General features: G+C 52.3%; 23 protein-coding genes and 2 CRISPR repeat arrays (1 of these 25 only partly in view). Of the genes, 2 read left to right on the plus strand and 21 right to left on the minus strand.

What is annotated here, in order from left to right:
* Positions 1-3 precede the first annotated feature (3 nt).
* From accA to ACYVUV_RS06515, 12 genes are all read right to left on the minus strand, one after another.
* Complete coding sequence (gene accA, locus ACYVUV_RS06460; RefSeq protein ID WP_439774821.1) at positions 4-771, minus strand: carboxyltransferase subunit alpha; 768 nt, start codon at positions 769-771, stop codon at positions 4-6.
* Positions 764-1612: an acetyl-CoA carboxylase carboxyltransferase subunit beta gene (locus tag ACYVUV_RS06465; protein ID WP_439774820.1), complete on the minus strand. Its 849-nt coding sequence runs from the start codon at positions 1610-1612 to the stop codon at positions 764-766. The genes accA and ACYVUV_RS06465 overlap by 8 nt, the downstream gene beginning before the upstream one ends.
* Entirely contained in the window at positions 1599-2981 is a 1383-nt protein-coding gene (gene accC, locus ACYVUV_RS06470) for an acetyl-CoA carboxylase biotin carboxylase subunit (protein ID WP_484499194.1), read from the minus strand. The genes ACYVUV_RS06465 and accC overlap by 14 nt, the downstream gene beginning before the upstream one ends.
* Positions 2974-3417: a 3-hydroxyacyl-ACP dehydratase FabZ gene (fabZ, locus tag ACYVUV_RS06475; protein ID WP_439774818.1), complete on the minus strand. Its 444-nt coding sequence runs from the start codon at positions 3415-3417 to the stop codon at positions 2974-2976. Before fabZ ends, accC begins: the two co-directional genes overlap by 8 nt.
* A 1-nt stretch (position 3418) precedes the next feature.
* Positions 3419-3886, minus strand: a complete 468-nt coding sequence (accB, locus tag ACYVUV_RS06480) for an acetyl-CoA carboxylase biotin carboxyl carrier protein (RefSeq protein WP_484499195.1) — start codon at positions 3884-3886, stop codon at positions 3419-3421.
* A gap of 2 nt (positions 3887-3888) precedes the next feature.
* Positions 3889-5109, minus strand: coding sequence for a beta-ketoacyl-ACP synthase II (gene fabF / locus ACYVUV_RS06485; protein WP_439774816.1), 1221 nt, complete (start codon positions 5107-5109; stop codon positions 3889-3891).
* Positions 5110-5118: 9 nt separating this feature from the next.
* A complete protein-coding gene (locus tag ACYVUV_RS06490) occupies positions 5119-5841 on the minus strand; it encodes a 3-oxoacyl-ACP reductase family protein (RefSeq protein WP_439774815.1) in 723 nt (240 codons plus the stop codon).
* Positions 5825-6769 (minus strand): ACP S-malonyltransferase, encoded by a 945-nt coding sequence (locus tag ACYVUV_RS06495; RefSeq protein WP_439774814.1) that lies wholly within the window; start codon positions 6767-6769, stop codon positions 5825-5827. Before ACYVUV_RS06495 ends, ACYVUV_RS06490 begins: the two co-directional genes overlap by 17 nt.
* Before the next feature lie 12 nt (positions 6770-6781).
* Positions 6782-7027, minus strand: a complete 246-nt coding sequence (locus ACYVUV_RS06500; RefSeq protein WP_439774813.1) for an acyl carrier protein — start codon at positions 7025-7027, stop codon at positions 6782-6784.
* 77 nt (positions 7028-7104) lie between these two features.
* Positions 7105-8064, minus strand: a complete 960-nt coding sequence (locus ACYVUV_RS06505; protein WP_439774826.1) for a beta-ketoacyl-ACP synthase III — start codon at positions 8062-8064, stop codon at positions 7105-7107.
* A gap of 280 nt (positions 8065-8344) precedes the next feature.
* Positions 8345-9418: an AI-2E family transporter gene (locus tag ACYVUV_RS06510; protein ID WP_439776052.1), complete on the minus strand. Its 1074-nt coding sequence runs from the start codon at positions 9416-9418 to the stop codon at positions 8345-8347.
* Positions 9419-9492: 74 nt separating this feature from the next.
* On the minus strand, positions 9493-11268 hold the full coding sequence (locus ACYVUV_RS06515) for a DUF2207 family protein (RefSeq protein ID WP_439776051.1): 1776 nt from the start codon (positions 11266-11268) through the stop codon (positions 9493-9495).
* A 233-nt stretch (positions 11269-11501) separates the two neighbouring features.
* Between ACYVUV_RS06515 and ACYVUV_RS06520 the strand changes: the two genes are divergently transcribed.
* Positions 11502-12128 (plus strand): hypothetical protein, encoded by a 627-nt coding sequence (locus tag ACYVUV_RS06520; RefSeq protein WP_439776050.1) that lies wholly within the window; start codon positions 11502-11504, stop codon positions 12126-12128.
* Positions 12129-12203: 75 nt separating this feature from the next.
* Here ACYVUV_RS06520 and aspS read toward each other — a convergent pair whose 3' ends face one another.
* The 5 genes from aspS to prmA all read right to left on the minus strand — a co-directional run bounded on the left by aspS (position 12204) and on the right by prmA (position 19480).
* Complete coding sequence (gene aspS, locus ACYVUV_RS06525) at positions 12204-14048, minus strand: aspartate--tRNA ligase (protein ID WP_484499196.1); 1845 nt, start codon at positions 14046-14048, stop codon at positions 12204-12206.
* Between the two features lie 15 nt (positions 14049-14063).
* Positions 14064-15350, minus strand: a complete 1287-nt coding sequence (gene hisS / locus ACYVUV_RS06530) for a histidine--tRNA ligase (RefSeq protein ID WP_439774896.1) — start codon at positions 15348-15350, stop codon at positions 14064-14066.
* 286 nt (positions 15351-15636) lie between these two features.
* Positions 15637-16083 carry a D-aminoacyl-tRNA deacylase gene (gene dtd, locus ACYVUV_RS06535; RefSeq protein ID WP_484499197.1) on the minus strand — a complete coding sequence of 149 codons (447 nt, stop codon included), beginning with the start codon at positions 16081-16083 and terminating at the stop codon, positions 15637-15639.
* A gap of 28 nt (positions 16084-16111) precedes the next feature.
* A complete protein-coding gene (locus ACYVUV_RS06540) occupies positions 16112-18373 on the minus strand; it encodes a RelA/SpoT family protein (RefSeq protein WP_439774898.1) in 2262 nt (753 codons plus the stop codon).
* A 162-nt stretch (positions 18374-18535) separates the two neighbouring features.
* On the minus strand, positions 18536-19480 hold the full coding sequence (gene prmA, locus ACYVUV_RS06545) for a 50S ribosomal protein L11 methyltransferase (protein WP_439774899.1): 945 nt from the start codon (positions 19478-19480) through the stop codon (positions 18536-18538).
* A 62-nt stretch (positions 19481-19542) separates the two neighbouring features.
* On the opposite strand from prmA, the gene ACYVUV_RS06550 reads away from it, so the two are divergent.
* On the plus strand, positions 19543-20049 hold the full coding sequence (locus tag ACYVUV_RS06550) for an aminoacyl-tRNA deacylase (RefSeq protein WP_439774900.1): 507 nt from the start codon (positions 19543-19545) through the stop codon (positions 20047-20049).
* Between the two features lie 65 nt (positions 20050-20114).
* On the opposite strand, the gene ACYVUV_RS06555 is transcribed toward ACYVUV_RS06550, so the two are convergent.
* The 4 genes from ACYVUV_RS06555 to ACYVUV_RS06570 all read right to left on the minus strand — a co-directional run bounded on the left by ACYVUV_RS06555 (position 20115) and on the right by ACYVUV_RS06570 (position 25136).
* Complete coding sequence (locus tag ACYVUV_RS06555) at positions 20115-21473, minus strand: threonine/serine exporter family protein (RefSeq protein ID WP_439774901.1); 1359 nt, start codon at positions 21471-21473, stop codon at positions 20115-20117.
* A gap of 167 nt (positions 21474-21640) precedes the next feature.
* Positions 21641-22804 (minus strand): hydroxymethylglutaryl-CoA synthase, encoded by a 1164-nt coding sequence (locus tag ACYVUV_RS06560; protein ID WP_439774902.1) that lies wholly within the window; start codon positions 22802-22804, stop codon positions 21641-21643.
* Between the two features lie 3 nt (positions 22805-22807).
* Entirely contained in the window at positions 22808-24034 is a 1227-nt protein-coding gene (locus tag ACYVUV_RS06565; RefSeq protein ID WP_439774903.1) for a hydroxymethylglutaryl-CoA reductase, degradative, read from the minus strand.
* Position 24035: 1 nt separating this feature from the next.
* Positions 24036-25136: a thiolase family protein gene (locus tag ACYVUV_RS06570; RefSeq protein ID WP_439774904.1), complete on the minus strand. Its 1101-nt coding sequence runs from the start codon at positions 25134-25136 to the stop codon at positions 24036-24038.
* 356 nt (positions 25137-25492) lie between these two features.
* Positions 25493-25992: direct repeats of the CRISPR family, unit length 36 nt; unit sequence GGGTTAAACCTTATTGAATAGACAACCTTCTAAAAC.
* A 97-nt stretch (positions 25993-26089) separates the two neighbouring features.
* A CRISPR array of direct repeats spans positions 26090-26300; the repeat unit is 36 nt; unit sequence GGGTTAAACCTTATTGAATAGACAACCTTCTAAAAC; it runs 859 nt beyond the window's last position.

Raw genomic sequence — 26300 nt, forward strand, 5'->3', positions numbered from 1 at the left:
CACCTAAAACTTTCTGAAACGTTCATAGCGCCGGTTGAGCAAACTGCTGACCGGCAGCTTTTGCAATTTTGCTAATTCTTCTTCTAAGACCCGGGCAATTTCCCGGCATTGGGCATCCTTGCTGCCCTCTTGCTTGATCACGCCTTCGATCACCTGCCCCTTTAAGAGGGATTTCGGCGTTAGGCCCAAGAGCTCAGCTGCTTCAGCCGCCCGGCCCGCGTCCTTCCACAGGATGGAGGCAAAGCCTTCAGGAGACAGGACCGAATACATGGACTTTTCCAGCATCCAGACCTCATCCCCGCAGGCCAAGGCCAAAGCCCCGCCAGACCCGCCTTCACCGAAAATCACGCTGATGATCGGCGTTTCGGCCTGACCAATATCTGTCAGACACTGGGCAATCGCCTGCCCTTGGCCGGCATATTCAGCTTCTTTGCCGGGAAAAGCCCCGGCGGTATCGATAAAAAAGAGCACCGGCCGCTTAAAGCGGGCCGCGTCTTTGACCAAGCGGGCAGCTTTCCGGTAGCCGGCTGGTTCCGGCTGGCCAAAGTGCTTGGCCAGGCGTTCTTCCAGCTTATGCCCCCGGCTGGTTGTGATCACCGTCACCGGCTGACCGGCAAAAAGGCCGATCCCGCCCACGATAGCCGGGTCATCTGCCCCCTGCCGGTCACCGTGCAGCTCAATAAAGTCGCTGAACAAGTGACTTCGCAGATAGTGGGCCGACAATTTGTCGCTGGCCCGGGCTGCCCGGACCGTTTCCATTGCATCAGTCATCCTGCATCCCTCCGTACTTTAACAGCCAGGCCAGGGTCTCTTTTTCTTCCTGCCGCAAAACGATCCGGTCGATAAAGCCGTGCTTTAAAACAGTTTCTGCCCGCTGGGCATCTTTTGGCAGCTTCTCATGAATGGTCTGCTCAATCACCCGGCGGCCGGCAAAGGCCACCATGGCGTGGGCTTCAGCCAAAGTAATGTCGCCTTCACTGGCAAAGCTGGCCGTCACCCCGCCGGTAGTCGGATCTGTCAAAACGACCAGGTATAAAAGGCCCGCTGCCTTATGCCGGTTAACGGCGTTAACCACTTTAGCCATCTGCATCAAAGAGTAGATCCCTTCTTGCATCCGGGCCCCGCCACTGGCCGTGAAGACTACTACCGGCAGCTTTTTCTCGGTAGCTGCTTCAATGAGCCGGGTCAGTTTTTCCCCGGTCATCTGGCCCAAAGAGCCCATGATAAAAAAGGGATCCATGATGGCCAGGGCTGTCTTTTGTCCGCCAATGCTAGCTAAACCGGTCCAAACCGCTTCATTTAAGCCGGTCTTTTTCTTTCCGCTGGCAACTTTTGCCTCATAACTTGGAAAATGCAGGGGGTCGCTGGGCTTAATGTCCCCAAACCACTCTTCACTTTCCTCGCAGAGCCAGGCCAGACGCTCTTTAGCGGTCAAGCGGAAGCCGTAGTCGCAGTCCGGGCAGGTCTTGTACTTGTCCAGGCGGCTGGCGAAAAATTCCAGTCCGCAATTTGGGCACCGCTGCATCAAACCACTCGGCACTAAGTCTTCCGCCCTTTTATTGGCCTTGACGTGCCGCTCAGAGATCGTGTTTCTTTTTTTAAACAGCCTCATGCTTGTCTACCTGTTCCTTCCAGCGGGGCAAAAATTCCCTCTCCAAATAAGTATTGGTAAAAGTCCCCTGCTTAAATTCAGGATCGTCCAGAATGGCCAGGTGAAAGTCCTGGTTGGTCTTGACCCCCCGGATCACCAGCTCCTTTAAAAGCCGCCGCATCCGGGCAACGGCTTCTTGCCGGCTGCTGCCTAAGGCAATAATTTTAGCCAGCATGGAATCGTAAAATGGCGAAACCACCATGCCCTGGTAAAGAGCGGAATCGATCCGCATGCCTGGGTTGCCGACCGGCAAAAAGAGGTAGTCCACCTGGCCGGTTGACGGCATGAAATCCCTGCTGGAATCTTCAGCGTTGATCCGGCATTCGATAGCGTGGCCCTCAAAGCTCAAGTCTTCCTGCTTAAAAGGCAATTCTTCCCCAGCCGCGACCAGGATCTGGGCCTTGACCAGGTCAACCCCGGTAACCATTTCCGTCACTGTGTGTTCAACCTGCAGGCGGGTGTTCATTTCCATAAAGTAGAAATTATGGTCCTGGTCCATCAAAAATTCAATCGTCCCCGTATTCAAATAATCAGCTGCTTCAGCAGCCCGGACAGCGATCTGCCCCAGCTTTTCCCGCTCAGCTTTACTGATCAGCTCACAAGGGCTCTCCTCAATCACCTTTTGCTTGCGCCGCTGCAGGCTGCAGTCTCTTTCCGGGAAGTAAACGCAGTTGCCAAACCTGTCCCGGATAACCTGGACCTCGATGTGCTTGACCTTGGTCAAGACCTTTTCCAGATACATCTGGTCATTGCCAAAATCCAGCCGAGCTTCGTTTTGAGCCAGGTCAAAAGCATCAGCCATTTCACCAGGCTCCTTGACCTGCCGGATCCCCTTGCCGCCTCCGCCGGCTGCGGCCTTCAGCAAGACCGGATAACCGACTTCTTCAGCAACCTTTTTGCCTTCTTCTGGCGACTTGATAAAGTCCCGGCTGCCTGGGGTAACCGGCACCTTGTGCTTGATCATCAGCTGGCGGGCATGTTCCTTGTTGCCCATCTGGTCGATGGTTTCCGCCTTTGGCCCGATAAAAGTCAAGCCGCAGGCCGCGCAGAGGCTGGCAAATTCCGCGCTCTCTGACAAAAAGCCATAGCCCGGGTGGATGGCCTGGGCCCCGGTCCCGGTGGCCGCGGAAATGATGTTTTTGATGTTCAAGTAGGAGTCGCTGGGGCGGCTTCCGCCCACGCAGACTGCTTCATCAGCCAGCTGGACGTGGAGGCTGTCTCGGTCAGCTACTGAATAGATAGCGACGGACTTGATGCCCATTTCCTTAAGGGTCCGGATGATGCGGACCGCGGCTTCGCCCCGGTTGGCGACCAAAACTTTGTCAAACATTTTTCTCACCTGAAATCATGAAGGTCAATTCCGCCGTGCAGGCCTTTTTCCCATCGACCCAGGCAATGCCCTGCCCCAGGCCGATATGGCCCTTGACCTTTTCCAAAGTCACTTCCAGCTTGACCTGGTCGCCCGGCTTGACCATCTGGCGGAACTTGGCATTTTTGATGCCGCCAAAATATGCGGTCTGCCCCTTGAAGCGGTCATCGCTCAAGAGCGCCACCGCCCCGGTTTGGGCCAGGGATTCCACGAGCAAGACCCCGGGCAGGACAGGATTTCCCGGGAAATGTCCCTGGAAAACCGCCTCATTAATTGTCACGTTGCGGATGGCCACCGCCCTTTCGCCAGGGACCAGATCAATGACCTTGTCGATCAAGAGCATGGGATAGCGGTGGGGGATGATCTCTTGAATTTGGCTGGAATCCAAAACTGTCATGCTAGGCCTCCTCAATCAAAAAGAGCGTTTGCTCGCATTCGACCAAATCTTCATTTTCCACGCAGACTTCCTTGACAGTGCCGGAAACATCGCTCTTGATTTCCGTCATCATTTTCATGGCTTCCACGATGCAGACAGTTTGGCCGGCCTTGACCTGGTCGCCCGCTTTGACAAAAGCTGGCTTGTCCGGGGCAGGCTGCAGGTAAATCGTCCCGACTAGGGGCGACTTGATGGCATGGCCAGATTCAGCTATTTCTCTTTGAACAATTTCTGCCGCTTCAACTTTTTCAATTGGCGCAGGAGCAGGACTTTCAGCTTTTTTGGCTGGCAAAACCGTTTCTGCTTCTGTCTTTTGCATGTACTCATTTTTGCTCAGAAAAAGTTCCGCATTATCCAAGCTCAGCTTCATTTCCCGGATGCTGGACTTTTCAAACTTGTCCAGCAGTCTTTCTACATCTGTTATTTCCAAAATCAAGCCCACTTTCTAAAAGCTAACACGGCATTGTGACCGCCAAAGCCGAAGGAATTGCTCAAGGCAAACTCAACGTCTTGTTCCTGCTCGCCCGCTTTAACCAGCTTGACCGGGCATTCCGGGTCCTGGTCAAAGCAGCCGACATTAGCCGGCAAAATTCCTTTTTGCAGGCTGGCGCAGGTGATGACGGCTTCAACTGCTCCCGCGGCCCCTAAGAGGTGGCCGGTCATCCCCTTGGTTGAGGAAACCAGGACCTGGTCGCCAAAAACTTCATGAATCGCCTTGGCTTCCCCGCTGTCGTTGGCCTTAGTCGCCGTCCCGTGGGCATTGATGTAGCCGACTTGGTCCGGCTTGATGCCAGCTTCTTCAACTGCCAGCCGCATGGCTCTGGCCGCTCCCTCGCCATTTGGATCAGGACTGGTGATGTGGTAGGCATCGCTGGTCGCCCCGTAGCCGACTACTTCAGCCAAAATCTTGGCGCCCCGCTTTTGGGCATGGTCCAGGCTTTCCAGGATCAAGGCCCCGGCCCCTTCGCCTAAGACAAAGCCGTGCCGGTTTTGGTCAAAAGGCAAAGATGCCTCTAAGGGATCAGTGCTGGTTGACAGGGCGGTTAAAGCCGCAAAGCCGGAGATCGCCGTTTCATTGACGCTGGCTTCACTGGCCCCGGTAATCATAACCTCAGCCCGGCCTTCCTTGATCTGCCGGTAGGCTTCCCCGATGGAGTTGGTCCCGCTGGCGCAAGCCGTGACGATGGAAGTCGAGATATTTTTGGCATTGAAGCGGATGGAAATGTTGCCGGCTGCCATGTTGGCGATAGCCATCGGGATGAAGAAAGGTGAAATCCGCTTTGGCCCCTTGTCATGCATCTTGATGACCTGTTCTTCAATCGTGGTCAGGCCCCCGATCCCTGAGCCAAAAATCACGCCCATCTCTTCCGCCTTCACTGCTTCCGGAGTGAGGCCAGCCATATCGTAGGCTTCCTGGCAGGCCTGGATGGCGTATTGGGAATACAGGTCCATCCGCTTGCCGTTTTTCTTGCCGACGACCTGGCTGACGTCAAAATCATCGATTTCCCCGGCCACGCTGATGCCGGTCTCACTGGCATCAAACTTCTTGATCGGCTTGATGCCGACCACGCCATTTAAAGTATTTTCAACAAAAGCCTGGCAGCCATTGCCGTTCGGGCTGACTGCCCCCATGCCTGTAACTACTACTCGCATATCTTCTCCTTAAATGGTCATTCCCCCGTCAACGACCAGGGTCTGGCCGGTAACATAGTCGTTTTCCGCCAAAAAGACTGCCGCCTGGGCAACTTCTTCCGCCTTGCCGAAGCGGGCCAAAGGGATCTGGCTAAGCGCCTGCTCTTTGACCTCATCTGGCAAGACAGCAGTCATCTGGCTGGCAATCATCCCCGGCGCGATCGCGTTCACGCGGACGCCCCGCCCGGCAGCTTCTTTTGCCGCGGTTTGGGTCAAGGCAATCACGCCGGCTTTAGACGCCGCGTAATTTGCCTGGCCGGCATTGCCGTGCAGGCCAACGATGCTGGCCATATTGATAATGGCTCCGGACCGCTTTTTCAGCATTTTCTTCAAGGCCTTCTGGGTCACCATAAAAGTTGACCGCAAGTTGACCTTGAGCACCTGGTCAAAGTCGACCAGCTTCATCCCGATCATAATCTGGTCGCGGGTGATGCCGGCGTTGTTAACCACGATATCGATGTCGCCGATTTCTTTAAAAAGCTGCTTGACCGCGCCTTCGTCGCTGACGTCAGCAGAAAAGTACTGGTAGTCTGCCCCGATTTTTTCCAGCTGGTCAGCAATTTCCTCCGGCAATTCCGGCCGCCGGCCGTTTAAGAAAAGCTGGCAGCCCTTTTTAGCAAAAGCTAAAGCAACAGCTGCCCCGATCCCTTGCGTTGACCCGGTCACCAGGACCCGTTTATTTTGTAAATCCATTCTGCCCCTCCTCTACAAACTGCTGGTATTCATCCAGACTCCCGATCTGCCAGGTCTTCAGGCCCTTGTCCGCCTGCTTGGCAAAAGCTGACAGGGCATGGCCTGGCCCGATTTCCAGGCTGGCCGTCATGCCTAAGTCCAGCAAACCTTTGACGCAGGCGGCAAAATGAGTTGGCGCCATCAACTGAACTTCCAGGATTTTGGCCAAGTCTTCTTTGACAAAAGGCTGGCTAGTGGTATTGCTGATGACTGGGTAAGTACCAGCATTGAAAGTCTCACCCTCCAGCCGCTGGCCCATTTTTCGGCTGGCTGCCTGGTAAAGCGGAGTGTGGAAAGCTCCGGCAACATCCAAGGGAATTGCTCTTTTGGCCAGCTTAAGGTCAGCGATTTCTGCCCCAAGCTCTGGCAGAAGCTGCTTTTCTCCGGCAACAACGACCTGCTTGGGTGAATTGTAGTTGGCCAGGTAAACAGCTTGGCCGGCAGCTTGCTTTTTCTGCAAAAAGTCTTCCAGGCCTGGAATATCTGGCTTGGTCAAAGCCAGCATCCCGCTGGCCGTCTTTTCTGAATCAAGCTGCATGTATTCGCCCCGGTCAGCGACCAGGGCCAGTCCTGCCGGCCAGCTTAAAAAGCCGCTGGCTAAGAGCGCCCCGTATTCGCCTAAGGAGAGGCCGGCCAGGCCGCAAATAGGCAGGTCCAAGTCCCGGGTAAGCATGCGCCAGATCCCGTATTCAAAGGCGACTAAAGCCGGCTGCACATATCTGGTTTCATCCAGCTGGCCGCGGTCATTTTTCCAGATTTCCGGCAAGTCCAAGCCGCATGCCTGACTGGCCTGGTCAATCGTTTCTTTAAACAGGGGGTCGCTCAGAAAGTCCAGGCCCATCCCGGCCTGCTGGGCCCCTTGGCCAGCAAAGAGAATTCCGAATTTCATGGTCTGTTCCCGTTAGTCCTTTTCTGCCAGCTGCTTTTGCACCAAAGCCACCACGTCAGCAACCGTCTTGGTATTTTCATCAGCATCCAGTTCGATGTCGTATTCGTCTTCCAGTTCGTTGACGATTTCGAACAAGTCCAGGCTGTCAGCTTCCAGGTCATCCTTGATGTTGGCTTCCATGGTTACTTGGTCTGCTTCAACGTCCAGTTCTTCAACGGCGATCTTCTTTACCTTTTCAAAAATTTCTGCTTCTGACATGTGTCTGCTCCTTTTTTAAAAAATAAAACTTAAAATTTAAATCAACTAATCTCAAACAAGTGAATAAACAAATGCTCTTATAGTTTGACCAGCTGGGCGGCGGCGGTTAAGCCCCCGCCAAAACCAGCCAAGACAACCAGGTCGCCCGCCTTCGCCTTCCCTTCTGCAAGCAGCTCAGCCAAGAGAATGGCTTCACTGGCTGCTGAGGTATTGCCGTATTCGGCAATGTTGCAGGGGAATTTTTCCTCCGGCAAGCCCAGCCTTTTGGCCACCTGCTTGATGATCCGGTAATTGGCCTGGTGCAAGAGGAAAAGGTCAACTTCTGCTAAATCCACGCCAGCTTCTGCTAAACAAGCGTTGATTACTTCCGGCACCTTGTGGGTGGCGAACTTGTAAACCTCCCGCCCCTCCATCTTGAAGGGAGCCAGGCTCGTTACCGGACCAGGGAAGGGCTGCAAACTGGTCTGGCCAGCTGACAGGTACTTGGCCAAGTGGCCGTAACTTCTCAATTGGCTAGCCAAAAAGCGCGGCTCAAGAGCGTCCTTTTTGACCAGGACCCCGCCGGCCCCATCTCCGAAAAGGACAGCCGTTGTCCGGTCCTGCCAGTCAACCAGCTTGGACAGGGTTTCCGCCCCGATCACCAGGGCCATCCCGCCAGGCCGCGTCAGCATTTTTTCAGCCACGTCCAAAGCATAGACAAAGCCTGAACAGGCAGCCGACAGGTCAAAGCAGGCCGCGTTTTCTGCCCCAACCGCTGCTTGAACCAGGGCCGCGGTGGCCGGGGTGTAGGCATCGGGGGACATGGTCGCGACGATGATCAGGTCAACTTCTGCCGGGTCTTCGCCGACCAAGAGCTGCTTAGCCACCTGGATGGCCAGGTCAGAGGTATTTTCCCCTTGGCTGATCCGGCGGCTGGAAATCCCAGTCCGGCTCTTGATCCAGTCATCGCTGGTTTCCATGATCTGGCTTAGGTCGTCGTTGCTGACCGTGAATTCGGGCAGGTAACGGCTGCTTTTTGCAATTCTGGCGTAAGTCAAGGCAGGCCTCTTTCCATCTCAAAACTATAATTTTGTTGACATGTATAAAGTATAGTCCTGACTTAAGAAAAGTCAATACTGTTCACGTATTGTATAGTCTACAAATCCCTTATAAAGCTAGTATTCATAAGGGTTTTTAGATAGCAAAAAACTTTTTATTTTTTACTTTATTGGCCCATGTATAGCTTTTTCTTTTAAGAAATCCCCAAGAAAAAACAACAGACCCGGAGCTGCTGCTCCGAGTCTGTTGACTAATTTATTCTCTTTTAAAAAAATTATGCTATTTTTCCAGCCGCTTGTTCTCCAGCCGTTTTCTGGCCTCCTGCAGCTTCTCCTGCTTGCTGTTGATGTTTTTGACACCCAAAATATCCAAAAAGAAAGTAAAGATTGGAACGCTGACGATCAAGCCCCAGGTGCCGAAGAAGTGCTCGCCAAAGAGCAGGACCACAAAGGTGTAGAAAATCGGCAATTCCGTCTTGCTGGACATGAATTTCGGGTTCAAAATATAGGTTTCCAAAGTGTGCAGGACGGCAATCATGATCAAAATATAGATCACGTCCTGCATCCCCCCGACCGTATAGGCCACCAAAGACAGAGGAATCAGGGAAATGATCACCCCGGCCACCGGGACCAGACTGCAGATGAAGACCATGAGGCCCAGGGCAAAAATCTGCGGCATTTTCATAATGGCCAGGCAAATAATCGTCAAGACCGTATTGCAGATGGCAATCAAAAACTGGGCTTCCAGAACCACCCCAAAAGTATTGGTGAACTTGCGGCCAAAGTAGGCAATGTCTTCAAAGAGCCAGCCAAAGAGATCTGACTTCAGAAAGGACTTGCTGAAATTATCCATCTCCTTAAGTTCAATCGTGTAAAAGAAGCTCAAGACCAGGGCCATGACAAAGGACATGGCTACTGAGCCAAAGCCCTTTAATGCCGCCGTCAGCGCGGTCAGGCTGCTCTTGACCTGATTGGAGATTGTTTTTTCAGAAACATACTTGTGCAGCTGACTCATCAGCCAGCCCACGTCATTGGTCTGGTAAAAATCAATCACCGACTTGGTCATCTTGGTCACCTGCTTGACCAAAACCGGGACATAGTAGCGCAGGGCAAAGTAAAGCAGGACGACGATCAAGAGATAGGTCAAAGCGACAATCAATTTGTCAGAAACATGCTTGAATTTCCCCTGCACGAACTTGACCAGGTGCACAATCAAGTAGGTGAAGATAAAGGTGAGCAGGATCGTGTTCATCATTGCCCGCACGCAGTACAGGGCCAGAATGATCATGAGCAAGACCGTTGCCCGCCGCAAATGAGTATTGTTTTTAAATCTGTTCCATAAACTGGCTTCCATAGTGTCTTCCCTAACTATTAATCTCCGGAAAAATTATTTTATCTATTGTAAACTTTTTCACCGGGAAAAACAAATCAGAAGGCACCGCCGCCGCTGCCGCCCCCAAAGCCGCCGCTGGAGGCGCTGGAGGCCGAGAAGTTGCCGCCAGAGCCAGCTGAAGAAGAAATTGCCTCGTCAAAGCTGGATGCAAAAGCCCCGTAGCTACTGCCGGCATAGTAGTAGGTCCAGTAAGGATCAGCCTCGATTTCTTCTGGGAATTCCAGCTTCAGCTGCTTGAGGACCTTCTTGGCCAGGCCAAAGGCAATGGCGTAAGGCATAACCTGCTCCCAGAGAGTCAGTTCCCCAATATCGCGCAGCTTAAACTGGCCGATATCATCCAGCATGGCTTCAAATCCCATAGCCTGTTCAGTAGCTTCTGCCCCCTTTTTTGTCAAAGATGAGAAGTGGTGCAGACGCAACAAGGCAACTGCAAAGGCAGCCAAGATCCAGACAGCAACTGGAAAGAGCCACAGGAAATATTTATCATACAAGAAGAAGCTGACGAGAATAGCCGCGACTGAAAGAATCATTACAGCTATGGTGTATAACGACAACATCTCCTCTCTGTCCTGCAATTTCTGGTCGATGTAGCCTTCTTTAATCAAGGCCTTTTGGCTGTCCTCTTGCCAGTTCTTGTAGCTAGAAGTAATCCCCTTGCTGTCGCCATATTGTTTCAAGTCCTTGTTGCTAAAGCTTTGTCCATTGCCGACCTTTTTGAAAATTCTGTTTAAAAGCGGCAGGTCGCCTTTATACTTGCTGGTCTTGGTATAAGTGAAGTTCTTTCCCTTCTTGCCTGGATCAATAGTAATTTCGCCCCGGCCGGCCCGGAGGGCAATTTCGGCTGCCAAGGCCTTGCCGTCTGGATCTTTTTTGGTCACCAGGATCTGGGCCGCAGTCGGGCTGAAACTTGGAATTTCAAAATTGTGGCCAATTTCTTTTTTGGCCTTGACCGGGCTGCCCGACTTTCTGCTCTTGATAAAGACTGGCAGATAGAGCAGCGGCGAGATGGCAAAAAGGGCCAGGCCGATCAATTCATAAACATTGTGGCGGGACTTTTTAGCAGCCGTTTCTTCAGCCAGCGCTTTTTCCTGGTCCACGACCTTGGCCGCGATTTCCCCGGAATGCCGCTTTTTATTTTGGCTGACTAAACTGTTTGGGAAAAGCAGATGCAGCTCCAAAAAAGTATTTTCCGGCAAAGTGGCTACTTCTGCCTTGACCAGGCCCTTTTCCTTGTCAACGGTCAAATGACCATTGGCATTGACATGGGCCCAGCCCTTCAAGAAGGACAGATTTTTGCCTTTGAAGCGAACCGCGGCAGAAACATTGGAAATCTCTTTATCCCAGCCGTCCCCGACAATCTTGAAATTTAGTTCAGAAGCGTCATCATAAGTGTCAACCGCCCTGGAAATTTTGTAGCGGTAGACCACCTGTACCTTCCCCTCTTCGACATGGTGGTAGACCTTGAACTTGTAGGAATTGCCATCTTTACTGAAGTGGTAGACATTGCCGCCGTCAGCCTGGTTGTTCAAGGCCGGCTTGACCGTCTTCCCGCTGGCCAGGTCCTTAACCTCGACGCTCTGCCCGCTGACCTTCTGTCCGCTGGCCAAGTTCTGGGTATAGTAGACCCCATTGGCTGAATCGTCGAAGTCATAGACGATCTTCCGGGTCATCGACAAGGACCCGTCAGAATTGACGACTGCCGTGACATCCATCTTGGTTAGGTCATAATCGGCAAAAACTTTTTCTGGTAAAAAGAGGGCCGCAAAGCCGGCCAAAAACAAGGCCAGGCCCCATAAATACTTCCGTTTCATCTTTTTCTCCCTTTCACTTTTTCATTGTTCAGACAAGCAAGGCTGGCTGACACAATTTGAGAATATTTTTTCTTAAAATTATTATAATTCAAGCAGCAATTGCTTGGCAACGCGAAAAATTTCAGCATTTATTTATGCAAAACAAGGCTTTCTTATGCTTACATCCGTAAGGCGTGGTATACTGTAGTTACTACCGTGGTCTAATAGACCAAATTGTGTTGGGAGGAAATACAATGCGCAAACCAATGCTGGCCGGCATCCTTGCCGCTGAGCTCGCCTTAGTCGGAGCGGCTGTCTTTTATCACCAAAGCCAGGCCGATAAGAGCAGCGAGTCCGCTGGCAGCAGCAAGACTTACAAGGTCTACAGCAAGGCGGAAAAGACCAAGGCCAAGGCCGACAAAGAAGATGAAGAATCCAAATCATCAAGCAAGGCAAAAAGCAAGAGCAAGAAGAGCAAGAAGAAATCATCCAGTTCTTCAAGCTCTTCAGAAGACGTGAGTCAATCATCATCCAGTGAGTCATCAAGCGACTCTTCAAGTTCTTCAAGCGACGACTCATCCAGCTCAAGCTACAGCTACTCCAGCCAGGCTAAGTCCAGCAAGAAGAAGTCGACTAAGAGCTCAAATGGCTCCAGCTCCACTACTTGGGGCTCTGCCTACAGCAACTCAACTTATAGCTACAGCTACTCCAGCCCAAGCAGCTCCAAGAGCTCCACGTCCAGGTCAACTGGTTCAACCGGCTCTTCAAGCTACACGACCAAGAAGAGCAGCACAACCACCAGCAAGTCCACGGCTGACGATGACGTCAACACGACTGAAGACCTGCCAGAAGAAAATGTCAATAACGACAGCGATAATTAAAAGTTTGGCAAAGAAAAATAGTTCAAGATCCTAAATGATCTTGAACTATTTTTTTACGCTTTTTCAGCTTTTTCTTTATTCTTCGTGAGACTTGACATCTTCCGCAGCTTCAGCTTCCAGGGAAGCTTCGTACTTTTCAACGCCTTCCTTGGCTGCTTCAGCTACTTCGATGCCCAAGTCAGTCAACTGCTGGTCGGCAACTGGAGCTGGAGCGTGCATCATTGGTTCGCTGGCGCTGGCGTTCTTCGGGAAGGCAATGACATCACGGATGTTGTCCTTGCCTGCCAAAAGCATGGCGAAGCGGTCCAAGCCGATGGCCAGGCCGGCGTGCGGCGGGAAGCCCATGTCCAGGGCGTCCATCAAGAAGCCGAATTGTTCGTAAGCCCGTTCCTTAGTAAAGCCCAGGGCCTTGAACATCTTTTCCTGGATGTCCCGCTTGTGGATCCGGATGGAGCCGCCGCCCAGTTCGTAGCCGTTCAAAACGATGTCGTAGCTGCGGGCGTGAGCCTTGTGCGGATCGGTTTCCAGGAGCTCAATTCCCTTGTCATCGGGCATGGTGAATGGGTGGTGGGCAGCGATCCAGCGCTGGTCGCCTTCGTCGTATTCAAACAGCGGCCAGTCGACAACCCAGAGGTACTTGTAAGTGTCCTTTGGAATGATGCCTGTTTCCTTGGCGGTTTGCCGGCGCAGGTAGTCCAGGGAGTCGCAGCAGACCTTCCATTGGTCAGCGATGAAGAGGAGGAGTTCCCCGCCTTCCAGACCGAATTCTTCAACCAAGCCGGCCTTTTCTTCGTCACTTAAGAAGCGGGAAACAGGACCGGAGAAGTCGCCGTCTTCATACTTGACCCAGGCCAGGCCCTTGGCGTGGTAACGCTTGATGTAGTCCTGCATGGCTTCGATCTTCTTGCGGGAGTAGAACTTAGCCCCGCCCTTGACCGCGATCCCGCGGACAAAGCCGCCGTTTTCCAAGGCGGAAGTAAAGACCTTGAAGCCGGACTTGGCAAAGACAGAACCCAAGTCGTGGATCAGCATGCCGTAACGGGTATCTGGCTTGTCACAGCCGTACTTGTCCATGGATTCCTGCCAAGTGATCCGCGGCAGCGGCAGCTTTAAGTCGATTCCCTTCACGTCCTTCATAACCTTAGCCAGGAGGCCTTCAGTTACTTCTTGAACGCCTTCTTCATCCATGAAGGAAGTTTCCAGGTCGATCTGGGTGAATTCCGGTTGCCGGTCCCCACGCAAGTCTTCATCTCTGAAGCAGCGGGCGATTTGGTAGTACTTGTCAAAGCCGGCCCCCATCAAGAGCTGCTTGAAGATTTGCGGTGACTGCGGCAAGGCGTAGAAGGAACCTGGGTAAACCCGGGAAGGAACCAGGTAGTCCCGGGCGCCTTCCGGCGTTGACTTGCCCAGGTCTGGAGTTTCAATGTTGATGAAGCCTTGGCCTGACAGGTAAGCGTTGGTAGCGGTCATGATCTGGGCCCGCATGATCAAGGCGTTTTGCAAAGTTGGCCGGCGCAGGTCCAGGTAGCGGTACTTCAACCGGGTCTGTTCGCTGGCTACCAGGTCATCCTTGATTTCAAATGGCGGAGTCTTGGCCTTGTTCAAGACCGTGATTTCGCTGGCAATGACTTCCACGTCACCAGTCTTCATGTCCGGGTTCTTGCTGGAACGTTCGTTAACGTGACCCTTGACTTCGACCACGTATTCCTGGCCCAAGGAAGATGCCACGTCCATCAACTCTTTGCCAGAATCATGGTTGACAACGACTTGGACAATCCCTTCCCGGTCGCGCAGGTCGATGAAGATCAGCTGGCCCAGGTTCCGGACTCTTTGCACCCAGCCGTAAAGAAGGACGTCTTGGTCCAGGTACTGGCTGGTAATGTTGCCACAATAATCAGTTCTTTTTTCCATTTGCATCATTTTGCTAAAAATCTCCTATTTTTCGATCTTGGAAAGCAGGTCTGCCTTGTCTTCCAAGTCAGTAAATTCCAGACTGAACTGTTCCCCGTCGCTCAAGCGCTTGACGGTTAATTTCCCTTCAGCCAGCTCCTTGGCCCCCAGGGTTACGACGTAGCGAGCTCCGACCCGGTCAGCCTTTCTGAACTGGGCCTTGAGCTTCTTCTGGTCAACGTCGTATTGAGCGCTGAAGCCAAGGGAGCGAAGCTGGCGGGCAACTTCCACGGCCTTGATGTCGGTGCCTTCGCCGATATTGGTGATGAAGAAGTCGATCCCCTGGTCTTCAAACATTTCCGGATTTTGCTTGGAGAGAACCAGCATCAGTCTTTCTTCCCCAATCCCGAAGCCGACAGCTGGGGTTTCCGGGCCGGAAAATTCTTCAACCAGGTGGTTGTAGCGGCCCCCGCCCAGAACAGTAGACGGGCTGGACCACAGGGACTTGTCATCAACCATAAATTCAAAGATCACGCCGGTGTAGTAGTCCAGGCCCCGGACCAGGTCGTCGTCGATGACGTACTTAACGCCCAGCTTGTCCAAGCTGGAGAGGATCTTGTTGAAGTTTTCCTTTGATTCATCGTCCAAGTAGTCCCGGATCTTTGGCGCTTCCGGCAAAAACTGCTGGTCTTCTTCAGCCTTGGAGTCCAGGATCCGGAGCGGGTTCTTGCCCAGCCGTCTTTGGGAGTCTTCTGAAAGCTGGTCCTTAACCGGAGTGAAGTATTCAACCAGGGCATCGTGGTAGGCCTGGCGGACCTCGCTGTCACCTAAAGTGTTGATGTGCAGCTCGTAGTTCTTAACCCCCAGTTCAGCCAGGAGGTCATGGCCCAAGAGGATGGTTTCAACGTCAGCCAGGTAGCCGTTTGAGCCGAAGCTTTCCACCCCGATTTGGTGGAATTCTCTTTGCCGGCCGGCTTGCGGACGTTCATACCGGTACATTGGGGCAATGTAGTAGACGTTGAAAGGCTTGACATAGTCAGGGCCATAGATCTTGTTTTCGACATAAGCCCGCACTACCCCAGCCGTGCCTTCTGGCCGAAGGGCAATGTGGCGGCCGCCCTTGTCTTCAAAATCGTACATTTCCTTTTCAACCACGTCACTGGTTTCACCAGATGACCGGGAAAAGAGTTCGTAGTTTTCAAAACTTGGCGTTCTGATTTCATGGTAGTTGGCCCGCTTGAAGAGGTCACGGGCGGTTTGCTCCACCTTTTCCCACTGGCCGGACGTTTCCGGGAGAATGTCGACTGTACCTTTTGGTCTTTGAACTCTCATAATTTCACCTTTGTTTCCTTGTTTTGACTAAGATAATAAAAAGCGCCCTTGAATTTAATCAAGGGCGCTTGAAAACAGCACGGTACCACCTTTTGCTTGCTGTCATTAACGCTGACGAAACGAACCATTATCTGCTAAAGGGTCACAGCTAGCAGCCATCTGCTCTTTCACCAAACGGGCAGTCTCTAAAATGGCCGGGCTATCTTCATTCTTTGTCATTGATAATTCTCATTAAGTTTATCCTGTTTTGTCTTCCTAATCAAGTTAGAAAGCGTTTTTTTACAGATTATTCTGCTGGCAGGTCCAAGACGATCGTGAAAGGACCGTCATTTTCCAGTTCGACCTTCATGTCGGCGCCGAATTCCCCGGTTTCCACGGTCAGGCCCCGCTCTTCCAGTTCTTGGTTAAAGTCTTCCCAGAGCTGGCTGGACTTAGGCGGCCGCATGGCGTGAACAAAACTTGGCCGGTTGCCCTTCTTGGTATCGGCCAGGAGGGTAAACTGGCTGACGGACAAGATCTGTCCGCCGACATCCTTGATGCCCAGGTTGGTCTTGCCGGCTTCATCTTCGAAGATCCGCATTTTGGCGATCTTGTCGGCGGCCTTGACTACCTGCTCTTCCCCGTCGCCTTCAGCCAGGCCAACTAATAAAAGCAGGCCCTTTTGAATCTGGCCGACAGTCTTGCCGTCGATTCTGACGGCGGCATGGTTGACTCTTTGAATTACTACGCGCATTTTTTCTAAAAATCTCCCTGCTTCTAGCCTAGTTGTCCGTCCGCTTGGTGTCGTAAACGTCTGGAATGTCCCGCAGCTTGGCCATGATGTCATTCAGTTGGGCGGCATTCTTGACTTCAACCGTGATGTAGAAGTGGGCAATATTTTCTTCATTGACGCTGGCTGAAACATTGGTGATGTTCTTGGTCAAAGCATTCAAGCGGTTGATGACGTCACCGAGCAGCTTCTGGCGGTTGTAGCCAAAAAGCTCAAAGTTAGCGTTGAAGCTGGCCTGCTTGCCTTCATCAATATTGTTCCATTCAACATCGATCATCCGCCCTTGAGCAGCCGGGTCAGCGCTAACTACGTTCCGGCAGTCAGCCCGGTGGACAGTGACCCCCCGGCCCTTGGTGACATAACCGACGATCGGGTCGCCTGGAACCGGGTTGCAGCACTTGGCAAAGTGCAAGTCCAGGTCTTCCAGGCCCTGGACGCGGACTAAGCTGTCCGGCTTTTTGCCCTTGACCTTGGACTTGGCGTCGTCTTTTTGTGGAGCGGGCTTTTTAACCACGCTGGAAGCAGCGGCTTGCTGGCCAGCGGACATGATCTGGGCTTCAAACTGCTTCTGCTTTTCTTCTTCCTGCTGCCGGCGCAAGTCGGCCGTCAAGCGGTTGTAGATGGACAAAGCTGACATGTTGCCAAAGCCGATAGCCGCGTACATGTCTTCATCGGTCTTAAAGCTGAAGTGGTCCAGAACCTCGTCGATATGGCTCTTGTCTAAGTAGTCCTTGGCACTCAAGCCGTTTTCCTTAAGCAGGTCGGTCAATTCACTCTTGCCCCGGGCCACGCTTTCTTCCCGGTCAATGTCTCTGAAGTAGCGGCGGATCTTGTTCTTGGCCCGGGAGGTCTTGACCATTTCCGCCCAGTCTCTTGATGGCCGGGCATTGCTTTGGGTCAAGATGTCAACCACGTCACCGTTCTTCAGCTTGTAGTCCAAAGGAACCAGCTTGTCGTTAACCTTGGCCCCGATGGCATGGTCACCGACTTGGGTGTGGATGGCGTAGGCAAAGTCCAGGGTGACTGACCCTTTAGGCAGTTCGTAGACTTCGCCCTTAGGCGTAAAGACGTAGACCTTGTCGGCAAAAATATCCGAATGAACGGCTTCCATGAACTCGTCAGCGTCGCTGGAGTCCTTTTGCAACTCCAGGATTTCCCGGCCAATGTCCAGAGCCCCGCCGTCTTTTTCATCAACGCCTTGGAAGTTGCCCCGCTTGTAGGCCCAGTGGGCCGCAACACCATATTCGGCAACCTCGTGCATTTCTTCAGTTCTGATCTGGATTTCCAAAGGCTTGCCGCCAGGGCCAATGATGGTCGTGTGCAGGGACTGGTAGCCGTTAGCCTTAGGCATGGCAATGTAGTCCTTAAAGCGGCCAGGCATTGGCTTCCACTTGGTATGAACTGCCCCTAAGACCGCGTAGCAGTCCTTGACCGTCGGCACGATCACCCGGACAGCCAGTAAGTCGTAGATCTCGTTGAAGTCCTTGTGCTTGTTGACCATCTTTTTATAGATGGAATAGATGTGCTTCGGCCGGCCGCTGATGTCGTACTTGATGCCCAAGGAATCAAGAGTCCCCCGCAAGTAGTCGATGGCATCCTTGATGTAGCCTTCCCGTTCGCTTCTCTTGGCGTCCATCATGGAAACGATCTTGTAGTACTCTTCCGGATTCATGTAGTGGAAGGACATGTCTTCCAGTTCCCACTTGATGGTCCCGATCCCCAGCCGGTCGGCTAGTGGTGCATAGATGTCCAGGGTTTCAGCGGCAATGCGGCGCTGCTTGTCCGGACGCAGGTGCTCCAAGGTGTGCATGTTGTGCAGGCGGTCAGCCAGCTTGACCAGGATAACCCGGAGGTCCTTAGCCATGGCGATCAGCATCTTGCGGTGGTTTTCCGCCAAGAATTCCTTGTGAGACTTGTACTCGTACTTGTTTAACTTGGTGACCCCGTCAACGATGAAAGCCACGTCAGCGCCAAACTTTTCCTTGATATCGTCATTGGTGACCGCGGTGTCTTCAACCGTGTCATGTAAAAAGCCGGCAGCTACCGTGTCAGGGTCCAGGCCCAAATTGGCCAGGGTTCCTGCTACCTGGGTCGGGTGGACAATGTAAGGCTGGCCGGAGGCTCTGGTTTGTCCCTCATGGGCCCGGGCCGCGAATTGATAAGCACTTTCGACAAAGGCCAATTGGTCAGCCGTCATGTATTTCTTGCAGGCGGCCATAACCTGCTCGTGAGTCATTTCAACATACTTTGACATCTTTGATCACCAGTTTCTAACTTTTAATTAATCAGTACCTGTTATTTTAGCGCAAAAAGTTCCCACAAAACAAGCCTTAGCGCTTGACCGGGCTTACTTATTAAAAAATGAGAGTTTCTTTTGCTTTTATTTTAGCGCATTTTTCCTTAAATACTGAAAGAGTTAGTCATGCTTGCGGGAAATTGCCAGGCCAATCCAGCGGCCTGCCCGCATCTTGAGGTCGATTTGGAAGGAATTCTCTGCCAGGGCCTGCTCAATTTTTGGCAGCTGCAGGTAGTCAATCCCGGAGAAGATGACCTGACCTTCTTCGTTTAAGTGGCTGTCCAGCTGAGGGATCAGGTCCAGGAGGATTTCAGCCAAAATGTTGGCCACGATCAAGTCAAACTTGCCATCAACGTCAGCCAGCAAGCTGGTCTTTTGCAGGGCGATGTCGTGGATGCCGTTCAAGGCTGCGTTTTCTTCAGCCGCCGTCATTGACTCATCAGAAATGTCAGTGGCCAAAACGCTCTTAGCCCCCAGTTTGTGAGCAGCAATCGCCAAAATGCCGGACCCAGTCCCCACGTCTGCCACTGTCAAAGGCTTGACCATGGCCCGTTCAATGCCCAGCATGGCTAATTGAGTCGTCTGGTGGTTGCCAGTCCCGAAGGCCAGGCCTGGATCCAGGCGGATGATTTCCTGGTCCTTAAAGGCTGGCTGGTAGTCTTCCCATTCCGGCACGATAGCCAGGTGGCGGGAGAGGTTGATGACGTGGTAGTACTTTTGCCAAACAGTGTTCCAGTCCTGGTCGGCCACGTAGTCAACGGAGATTTCGCCTGGGGCGGTCTTTAAGCCGTAGCCTGCCAGTTCAGCCAGTTTTTCCTTGAAACGCTTAACCGTTTCTTCCGGGTCAGTTTCTTCATCAAAGTAGGCGATGAATTCCAGTTCATCAGGCAGGTTGGGGATGTCGTCCATGTCAACGACCGTTGAGTCGTGCAGCCAGCCGGCTTGTTCAAAGTCGCTTCTGCGCCGGGCTTCCGTCCCCAAGGCCTTTAAGTCTTCCGTGGCAAAATAAGCCAAGGCGTCTTCGACGTCGTAGCTGCTTTCGATCTTGATCTCAAGTAATTTCATGATTTCGTCTTCTTTCTTTAGCTTCTTCTCTTAAAATGGTATCATGGAAAGCGGTGATAACAATGTCAAAAAAGAAAAAGAATAAAGATAAATTAGACAAGACCCTGGTTGAAAAGATTCTTGACCAGCAAAAAATTGCCTATCAGCAGCATATCAGTGAAATTACTGAAGACCACGGAGTTGCCCAAGTCAGTGTCGGCAGCCCCATTTTAGACGGCCACCCGGTTTACAAGACCCTGGCGGTAAATGGCAACAAGACCGGCCCGATCGTCGGCGTTGTGCCTTTAAGCGGCCACTTGGACCTTAAAAAGATCGCCAAGGCTTCCGGCAACAAGAAGTGTGAAATGATCCCCCTCAAGCAGCTGGAAAAGACCACTGGCTATGTGCATGGGGCCAACACGCCAATTGGCATCTACCACAGCAAGAAGTTCCCGATCTTTTTGGATGAGAGCGTCTTAAAAGAAGACGGGATCTGGGTGTCCAGCGGTGAAGTCGGCCGCAGCGTCATGGTCAACCCGCTTGACTTGCAGAAACTGGTCAAAGCCACGGTGGCTGACCTGCAGGAATAAGACTAAAAAACAGCTTTTGTCCTACTTTTCGTTAGGCAAAAGCTGTTTCTTTTTCTTTCAATTTTTTAATCGACCCGGCGCCACTTCTTGTCGGTCAAGATTCTGGCGGTCAAAAGGCCGGCTGGCAAAGACAAAACCAGCATGAGGGCTTCCGTCATCCAGGTAGCCCCGGCCCCAACATTGGTCAAGGCCAAGAGGAAGATCCCCCGGTACATGTAAAGGCCTGGCACCATGATGACGATGGAAGGCACGGTCAAAGCAATCCGCGGGTAGCCGACCTTTTCCCGGACATAGCCGGCCAAGAGGCCAGCCAGCAGGGCTGCTAAAAAGGCGGCCAAGGGAGCCGGAAAATGGGCAAAGTCAACCAGGGACAAGCGCATGGTATTGGCAATCGCCCCCACAACCCCGGCCGCGGCGGCCATCCGCCGGTGGGAGTTGAACATCAAGGAGAAGCCGAAGACCCCGCAGAAGCTGGCTAAAAGGCGGCAAGCTGCCAGAAGAGGCCGGGAAAGGCCCAAGGCCGGCAGGTCGCCAGGCTTGATCTGCAAAGCCGTGGCCATCATCCAGCCGGTACCAGTCGCGATCAAGATAATGAAGATGGCATAAGCCAGGCGCTCAAGGCCAGACCGCATGTCCAGCTTGGCAATGTCCAAACCGGAAGTAATAAAGGGAAAACCTGGAATAACAAAGAGCATAGCCCCGATGTAGCCGCGCATGTGGATCATGTCCACATTAAAGAGCAAGTGGCCCAGCATGAAGGCCAGGTAGTAGGACAAGCAAGCTGCTGCTACCCCAACCGCGGTCGTAGCCGCGACCGTGATCCTCTTTTTGCCTAAGCTGCCCCGGGCAAACTGGCCCAGGCCCGCCCCGATGAAGGAGCAGATGATTTCAGGGATCCCCCCGCCCAAGAGGAAAATAAAGCCGCCACAGGCTAGTGCCGCGGCCAGGCTGGATCCCCAAAGAGGATAGCGTCCTTTGATATGCTCGATTTCCCCTAAGCGCCGGCGAACTGTTTTGATTTCGAAGTCACCGCTGGCTGCTTCAAACTGGCGGACGAATTTCTCCAATTCATTCAGCTTGGCCATGTTGACCCCGGTGGTTGGCAGGGCCAGGCTTTGGGAGTATGACTGGTTGTCAACGTCGAAGTAGGTGCAGACAATGGAGATCAGACCGATGTCAGCGCTGCAGGTCAAGTCCAGGGTTCTGGCCAGGGTGTCCATGGCGTCCCGGACCCGCCAGGCCCCAGTCCCGCAGCTCAGCATCATCAAGCCGACCCGGGAGATGATCGATCCCTTTTCAATCAAAGTTGCATCCTTGATCTTAGTTTCGTCATCGCTTTGGAAGAATTCTTCCCACTGCACCCGCATGTGGTGGTGGTGAGAGAGGTGGTGTTGGTACTCTTGCTCAGTACTTTCGGTTTTCATGTTGACCGTGTTTGCCTTCTTTCATTTTTCTTTGCATTTCTCAACTTTTTCATTTTAGCATAAAAAGAGACTGCTATTTCCCGCCCTCCCCTATTAAAGCGCTTGCCAAAAAGAATATTTTTGCTGAGAAAAACCGTCCCAGCAAGCTGAGACGGTTAGCTTCATATTTACTTTTGCTTGTATTGGCGGACGTAGCCTTCTTGTCCGGCCAAATACCAGGTGCCGTGGTTGGCGTCGCTGGTAAATTCGACATTTTCCGGCAGGTTTTCCAAGCCTTCGGTGAAGATGTCTTCGTATTGGCCAACGCCAAGGCGGATTCTTTCCTTGAGCATGCGGGCGTGCAGGGCTGGGCGCAGGCGCTTTTGGTAGCCTTCGACCACCTTGCCGCTGAAGAATTCAGCCATGGCGCCAGATCCGTAAGAGAAGAAGCCGATTCGGTCACCGGCTTCAAGGTCCCCGTTTTCCAGCAGGCTCAAGACAGACATGTACAGGCTGGCCGTGTAGATGTTGCCGACCTGCCGGCTGTACTTGGCTGACAGCTGGAAGTTGTCGCTGAGGCGCTTGACGGTTTCGTCATCCTGGCCTTCAATGGCAATCTTGTGAGCCTTGTAACCCATCTTGGTATAAGGCAGGTGGTAGCAGATGCCGGCAAAATCAGAGACTTGCAGCTGCTTTTCTGCAAGGAAAGGCTTGAAGGTGCTCTTGAAGAAGTCCAGGTAGACATCGCGGCTGTAGTGGCCGTCGACCACGGCAGTGGCCATGTTGTTTGGCCGCCAGAAGTCATTGATGTTTTCAGAGTGGGAAGTGTGCCCGTCTTCCAGGGCAATAATTGCCGGATTTTCCTTGATCAGCATGCTGATGGCCCCGGCGCCCTGGGTAACTTCACCAGCCGTAGCCAGGCCATAGCGGGCGATGTCGCTGCCGATAATCATGGCAGAGTGGTGCGGGTGGGCCCGGACGTAGTCGCGGGCAACCTGCAAGCTGGCGGTCAAGGCAAAGCAGGCTTCCTTGATTTCAAAAGTTCTGATCCGGGCTGGCAGGTTAAGTGCTTCCTTGACAAAGAGGGAGGCTGACTTTGACTGGTCAATCCCGCTTTCGGTCGCAAAGATCAATAAGCCTAATTGCTCCAGATCAACCTGGTCAAGGTATTCAGCCGTCGCGTTGATCCCCATGGAAACTGCATCCTGGGTCTTGTCAGCGACCGCCATCCGGTCCTGGCCGATGCCGATCAAAAATTTGTTGGGATCTTGGTTTCTGGCGTTGGCCAGGTCAACCATGTCCACAAACTTGTTAGGAGTATAAAAACCTATCTGATCAATACCGATGTCCATTAATTATTGTCCTCGCAATTCTTTCAAAAAATTCTTGGCTGCTGTTTCGCCATACTTTCCCTGGCTAATCATCATTTGATAAACAGCTGCTTTTTCTTCAGGCGCTGCCGGCAGGGTCTGAACCACGTTGCGGCTCTGCAGGCGCATGTGGCCAGCCTGGATCCCCTTGGTGGAGATGGCATTCAAAGCCGCGAAGTTGTTGGCCAGGGCCACGGCCGCGGTCAGTTCTGCCAATTCAGCTGCTTTTATTTTACCTAAAATGGCATAGCTTTGTCTAATATCAGGCCGCGATGAAATGGAGCCGCCGACGACCCCTAAGGCCAGGGGCAGGGTGACTTCGCCAAGAAGCATATCGTCTTCCAGTTTCCAGGAGCTGAGGCTTTGGTACTGGCCGCTTCTAGCAGCATAAGCATGACTTGCTGCTTCAACTGCCCGGTAGTCATTGCCGGTTGCCAGCATGACAGCGTCCACCCCATTCATGATCCCCTTGTTGTTGGTTACGGCCCGGTAAGGATCGCTACTCCCGATTTTAGCAAGCAGAGCCATCTTTTTAGCAACCTCCCTGCCCTCTTCCGGATCTCCTTTTTTGCTGAGGAGACTAACAGGAATCGCCACCTTAGCAGTAGTCAGCTGGCTGGGATAGTTGGACAGGATGGCGAAGAGCTTAGCTTCAACGCCAGGAAAGGCCAGCATTTTCTGGGCCAGGAATTCCAGGATGGCGTTGGTCTTATTGGCCCCCATGGCTTCAGCTGGGTCAACCAGGGCCAGGAGGTAGACCAAGTCAGCTTCCTGGCGGGCGGTTAATTCTTTTAAGCCGCCCCCGTGCCGGATCAAGCTGGCAAATTCCTTGTTGGCTTCCTTAATATAGGCCTGAAACTCCTCTTTAAAGTCAGCCAGGGAAAAAGCTTCCGTGACTTCTAAGACGATTTGTCCGTAGATGCCGTCGCGACGGCTGTTTGCTTTTACGCCGCCAGCTTTAGCAAAAACGGACATGCCGTGGTTGGCGGCGGCGACGACGGAGGCTTCTTCAGTCGTCATAGGGATCCGCCATTTTTTGCCATTGACCAGGGCGCCGGTCAAACAGCTCAAGGGGAACTTGACCTCACCAACCACGTTCTCGCTCATCTCATCCAGGCGGGATAAGTCAGCGGCGGGGATGGCTTCTAAGGAAACCCCGGCATCTTGCAAAAACTGCCGCCTCTCTTCGGGCGGCAACTGATAGAATTTCATTTTATGCCTTCTCAATTTCAAAAGCGATGGCCAGGCCGCCCCCGATGCAGAGGCTGGCGATAGCGCGCTGGCCGTCTCTTTGCAGCTGGCGGGCAGAAGTAGCCAGCAGCCGGGTGCCGGAAGCGCCGAGCGGGTGACCCAAAGCGATCGCCCCGCCCTGCTTGTTGACCTTGTCCAAAGGAATTTCCAAGTCGCGGGCAACAGCCAAAGTCGTAGCGGCAAAGGCTTCGTTGATTTCAAAGAAGTCGTAGTCGGCTACCTGCCGGCCAGTTTCGTTAAGCAGCTTGCGGATAGCGTAGTATGGACCGTAGCCCATGAATTCCGGATCATAGCCAACTTCGGCGTAAGCGCCCAGCTTGGCTAAAGGCGTCAGCTGGTATTCAGCAACTTTTTCGGAAGTAGCCAGGATGATCATGCTGGCCCCATCGGAGATTGGGGAGGCGTTGCCAGCAGTGACCGTCCCGTCTTCTGAGAAGGCCGGCTTCAGGCCTGCCAGGGCTTCCAGGCTGGTATCCGGGCGGACGTTTTCATCTTGCTTGAGATCTTCAATTTGAATGATTTCGTCGGCAAAAAGCCCTTCTGCTTGTGCCTTGACGGCTTTTTGGTGAGATGACAGGCTGAAGGCGTCAGCGTCTTGGCGGCTGATGTGGTCGCGCTTAGCCACGTTTTCGGCAGTGATGCCCATGGATTTGCCTGAGAAGGAGTCAACGAGACCATCGCTGAACATGATTTCCTTTGGGGCGTTGGTCATGCTTTCGCTGCCGCCGACAGCAACCAGGCCCAGGTCACCGATTAACATTTGGGCTTCAGCCAGGCGGGCAGCCTTGAGGCTGGAGCCGCAGACTTCGTTGATGGACACGGCGACAGAGTCCTGCCGCATCCCGGCGTTTAAGGCGATTTGCCGGGCCATGTTTTGGCCCAGGCCAGAAGACAGGACATTGCCCATGAAGAGGGCGTCCAGGGCTTCGGCGTCAAGCCCCGCTTCTCTCAAGGCGCCGCGCAGGGCGATTTGGCCCAGGTCGATGGCGGAAAAGTCAGCCAATTGCTTGTGGTAACGGCCAAATGGAGTTCGCTTGGCCGCGACAATATAAATATCTTGCATGTATTTTTTCTCCTCAACTAAGTTTTGTTTTGGGGATGCTGAGTTTGGCTCAGCTTTTATATAACCAGTATATTTTACTATAATATTTTTCGGCTTGCTTGGTGAAGCGCTTGATTTAGCGCTTTTTTAAGTTGTTGTGTTCAAAAGGAAAAAGTGCTTCTCAATCATGAAAAGCACTTTTATCCCTTATTGAATAGACAACCTTTTAAAACGATCACCCTCACTTGCGTGGAATGAGTAGAATCGTCGTCTTAGTATTAGGCCATTATGATGGCCACCCCAACATACGTTGGGAAAATTAGACATTATTGAATAAACAACACTATAAAACTATTTCAATCCACGCATCCAAGTAGCGGTTAAACCTTATTGAATAGACAACCTTCTAAAACCTATTTGACCAACTGACAGCATGCCAGCGCGGGTTAAACCTTATTGAATAGACAACCTTCTAAAACTAGGTCATCTTAGGCCTTCAAAGTCCATTAGGGTTAAACCTTATTGAATAGACAACCTTCTAAAACGTCGTCTGTGCTGTACAACCTCAAGTATTCGGGTTAAACCTTATTGAATAGACAACCTTCTAAAACAGTACTCTGTCCCATGGTCTACATAGGCTTGGGTTAAACCTTATTGAATAGACAACCTTCTAAAACTTCTCTGCTGATTATGGCGGATCCGTCGATGGGTTAAACCTTATTGAATAGACAACCTTCTAAAACACTTGTAAGCCTGCTTCTCGTCTTCGCTCAGGGTTAAACCTTATTGAATAGACAACCTTCTAAAACTGTTTACATTGATTTGATAAGAAAGGACTAAGGGTTAAACCTTATTGAATAGACAACCTTCTAAAACGCCCCCGGATTCGCCCCGCTGGGCGGCCTTGGGTTAAACCTTATTGAATAGACACAACCTTCTAAAACAGCTCTTTAGAACACTGTTAAACATCATCGGGGTTAAACCTTATTGAATAGACAACCTTCTAAAACTATCACATCCAGAAGTATCACACTGTGAAGGGGTTAAACCTTATTGAATAGACAACCTTCTAAAACTGCTTCAATGTTGACCAGTACTCTTTCACAGGGTTAAACCTTATTGAATAGACAACCTTCTAAAACCTGATCAATTGCCGGTAGTGCCTAGTGCAGGGGTTAAACCTTA

This window comes from Lactobacillus sp. WILCCON 0149, assembly GCF_057197965.1.

Bases quoted from the DNA above. Each gene is read 5' to 3' on its own strand.
- accA (WP_439774821.1), bottom strand. From the start codon at position 771: ATGACTGATGCAATGGAAACGGTCCGGGCAGCCCGGGCCAGCGACAAA.
- ACYVUV_RS06465 (WP_439774820.1), bottom strand. From the start codon at position 1,612: ATGAGGCTGTTTAAAAAAAGAAACACGATCTCTGAGCGGCACGTCAAG.
- accC (WP_484499194.1), bottom strand. From the start codon at position 2,981: ATGTTTGACAAAGTTTTGGTCGCCAACCGGGGCGAAGCCGCGGTCCGC.
- fabZ (WP_439774818.1), bottom strand. From the start codon at position 3,417: ATGACAGTTTTGGATTCCAGCCAAATTCAAGAGATCATCCCCCACCGC.
- fabF (WP_439774816.1), bottom strand. From the start codon at position 5,109: ATGCGAGTAGTAGTTACAGGCATGGGGGCAGTCAGCCCGAACGGCAAT.
- ACYVUV_RS06490 (WP_439774815.1), bottom strand. From the start codon at position 5,841: ATGGATTTACAAAATAAACGGGTCCTGGTGACCGGGTCAACGCAAGGG.
- ACYVUV_RS06495 (WP_439774814.1), bottom strand. From the start codon at position 6,769: ATGAAATTCGGAATTCTCTTTGCTGGCCAAGGGGCCCAGCAGGCCGGG.
- ACYVUV_RS06500 (WP_439774813.1), bottom strand. From the start codon at position 7,027: ATGTCAGAAGCAGAAATTTTTGAAAAGGTAAAGAAGATCGCCGTTGAA.
- ACYVUV_RS06510 (WP_439776052.1), bottom strand. From the start codon at position 9,418: ATGGAAGCCAGTTTATGGAACAGATTTAAAAACAATACTCATTTGCGG.
- ACYVUV_RS06515 (WP_439776051.1), bottom strand. From the start codon at position 11,268: ATGAAACGGAAGTATTTATGGGGCCTGGCCTTGTTTTTGGCCGGCTTT.
- ACYVUV_RS06520 (WP_439776050.1), top strand. From the start codon at position 11,502: ATGCGCAAACCAATGCTGGCCGGCATCCTTGCCGCTGAGCTCGCCTTA.
- aspS (WP_484499196.1), bottom strand. From the start codon at position 14,048: ATGATGCAAATGGAAAAAAGAACTGATTATTGTGGCAACATTACCAGC.
- hisS (WP_439774896.1), bottom strand. From the start codon at position 15,350: ATGAGAGTTCAAAGACCAAAAGGTACAGTCGACATTCTCCCGGAAACG.
- dtd (WP_484499197.1), bottom strand. From the start codon at position 16,083: ATGCGCGTAGTAATTCAAAGAGTCAACCATGCCGCCGTCAGAATCGAC.
- ACYVUV_RS06540 (WP_439774898.1), bottom strand. From the start codon at position 18,373: ATGTCAAAGTATGTTGAAATGACTCACGAGCAGGTTATGGCCGCCTGC.
- prmA (WP_439774899.1), bottom strand. From the start codon at position 19,480: ATGAAATTACTTGAGATCAAGATCGAAAGCAGCTACGACGTCGAAGAC.
- ACYVUV_RS06550 (WP_439774900.1), top strand. From the start codon at position 19,543: ATGTCAAAAAAGAAAAAGAATAAAGATAAATTAGACAAGACCCTGGTT.
- ACYVUV_RS06555 (WP_439774901.1), bottom strand. From the start codon at position 21,473: ATGAAAACCGAAAGTACTGAGCAAGAGTACCAACACCACCTCTCTCAC.
- ACYVUV_RS06560 (WP_439774902.1), bottom strand. From the start codon at position 22,804: ATGGACATCGGTATTGATCAGATAGGTTTTTATACTCCTAACAAGTTT.
- ACYVUV_RS06565 (WP_439774903.1), bottom strand. From the start codon at position 24,034: ATGAAATTCTATCAGTTGCCGCCCGAAGAGAGGCGGCAGTTTTTGCAA.
- ACYVUV_RS06570 (WP_439774904.1), bottom strand. From the start codon at position 25,136: ATGCAAGATATTTATATTGTCGCGGCCAAGCGAACTCCATTTGGCCGT.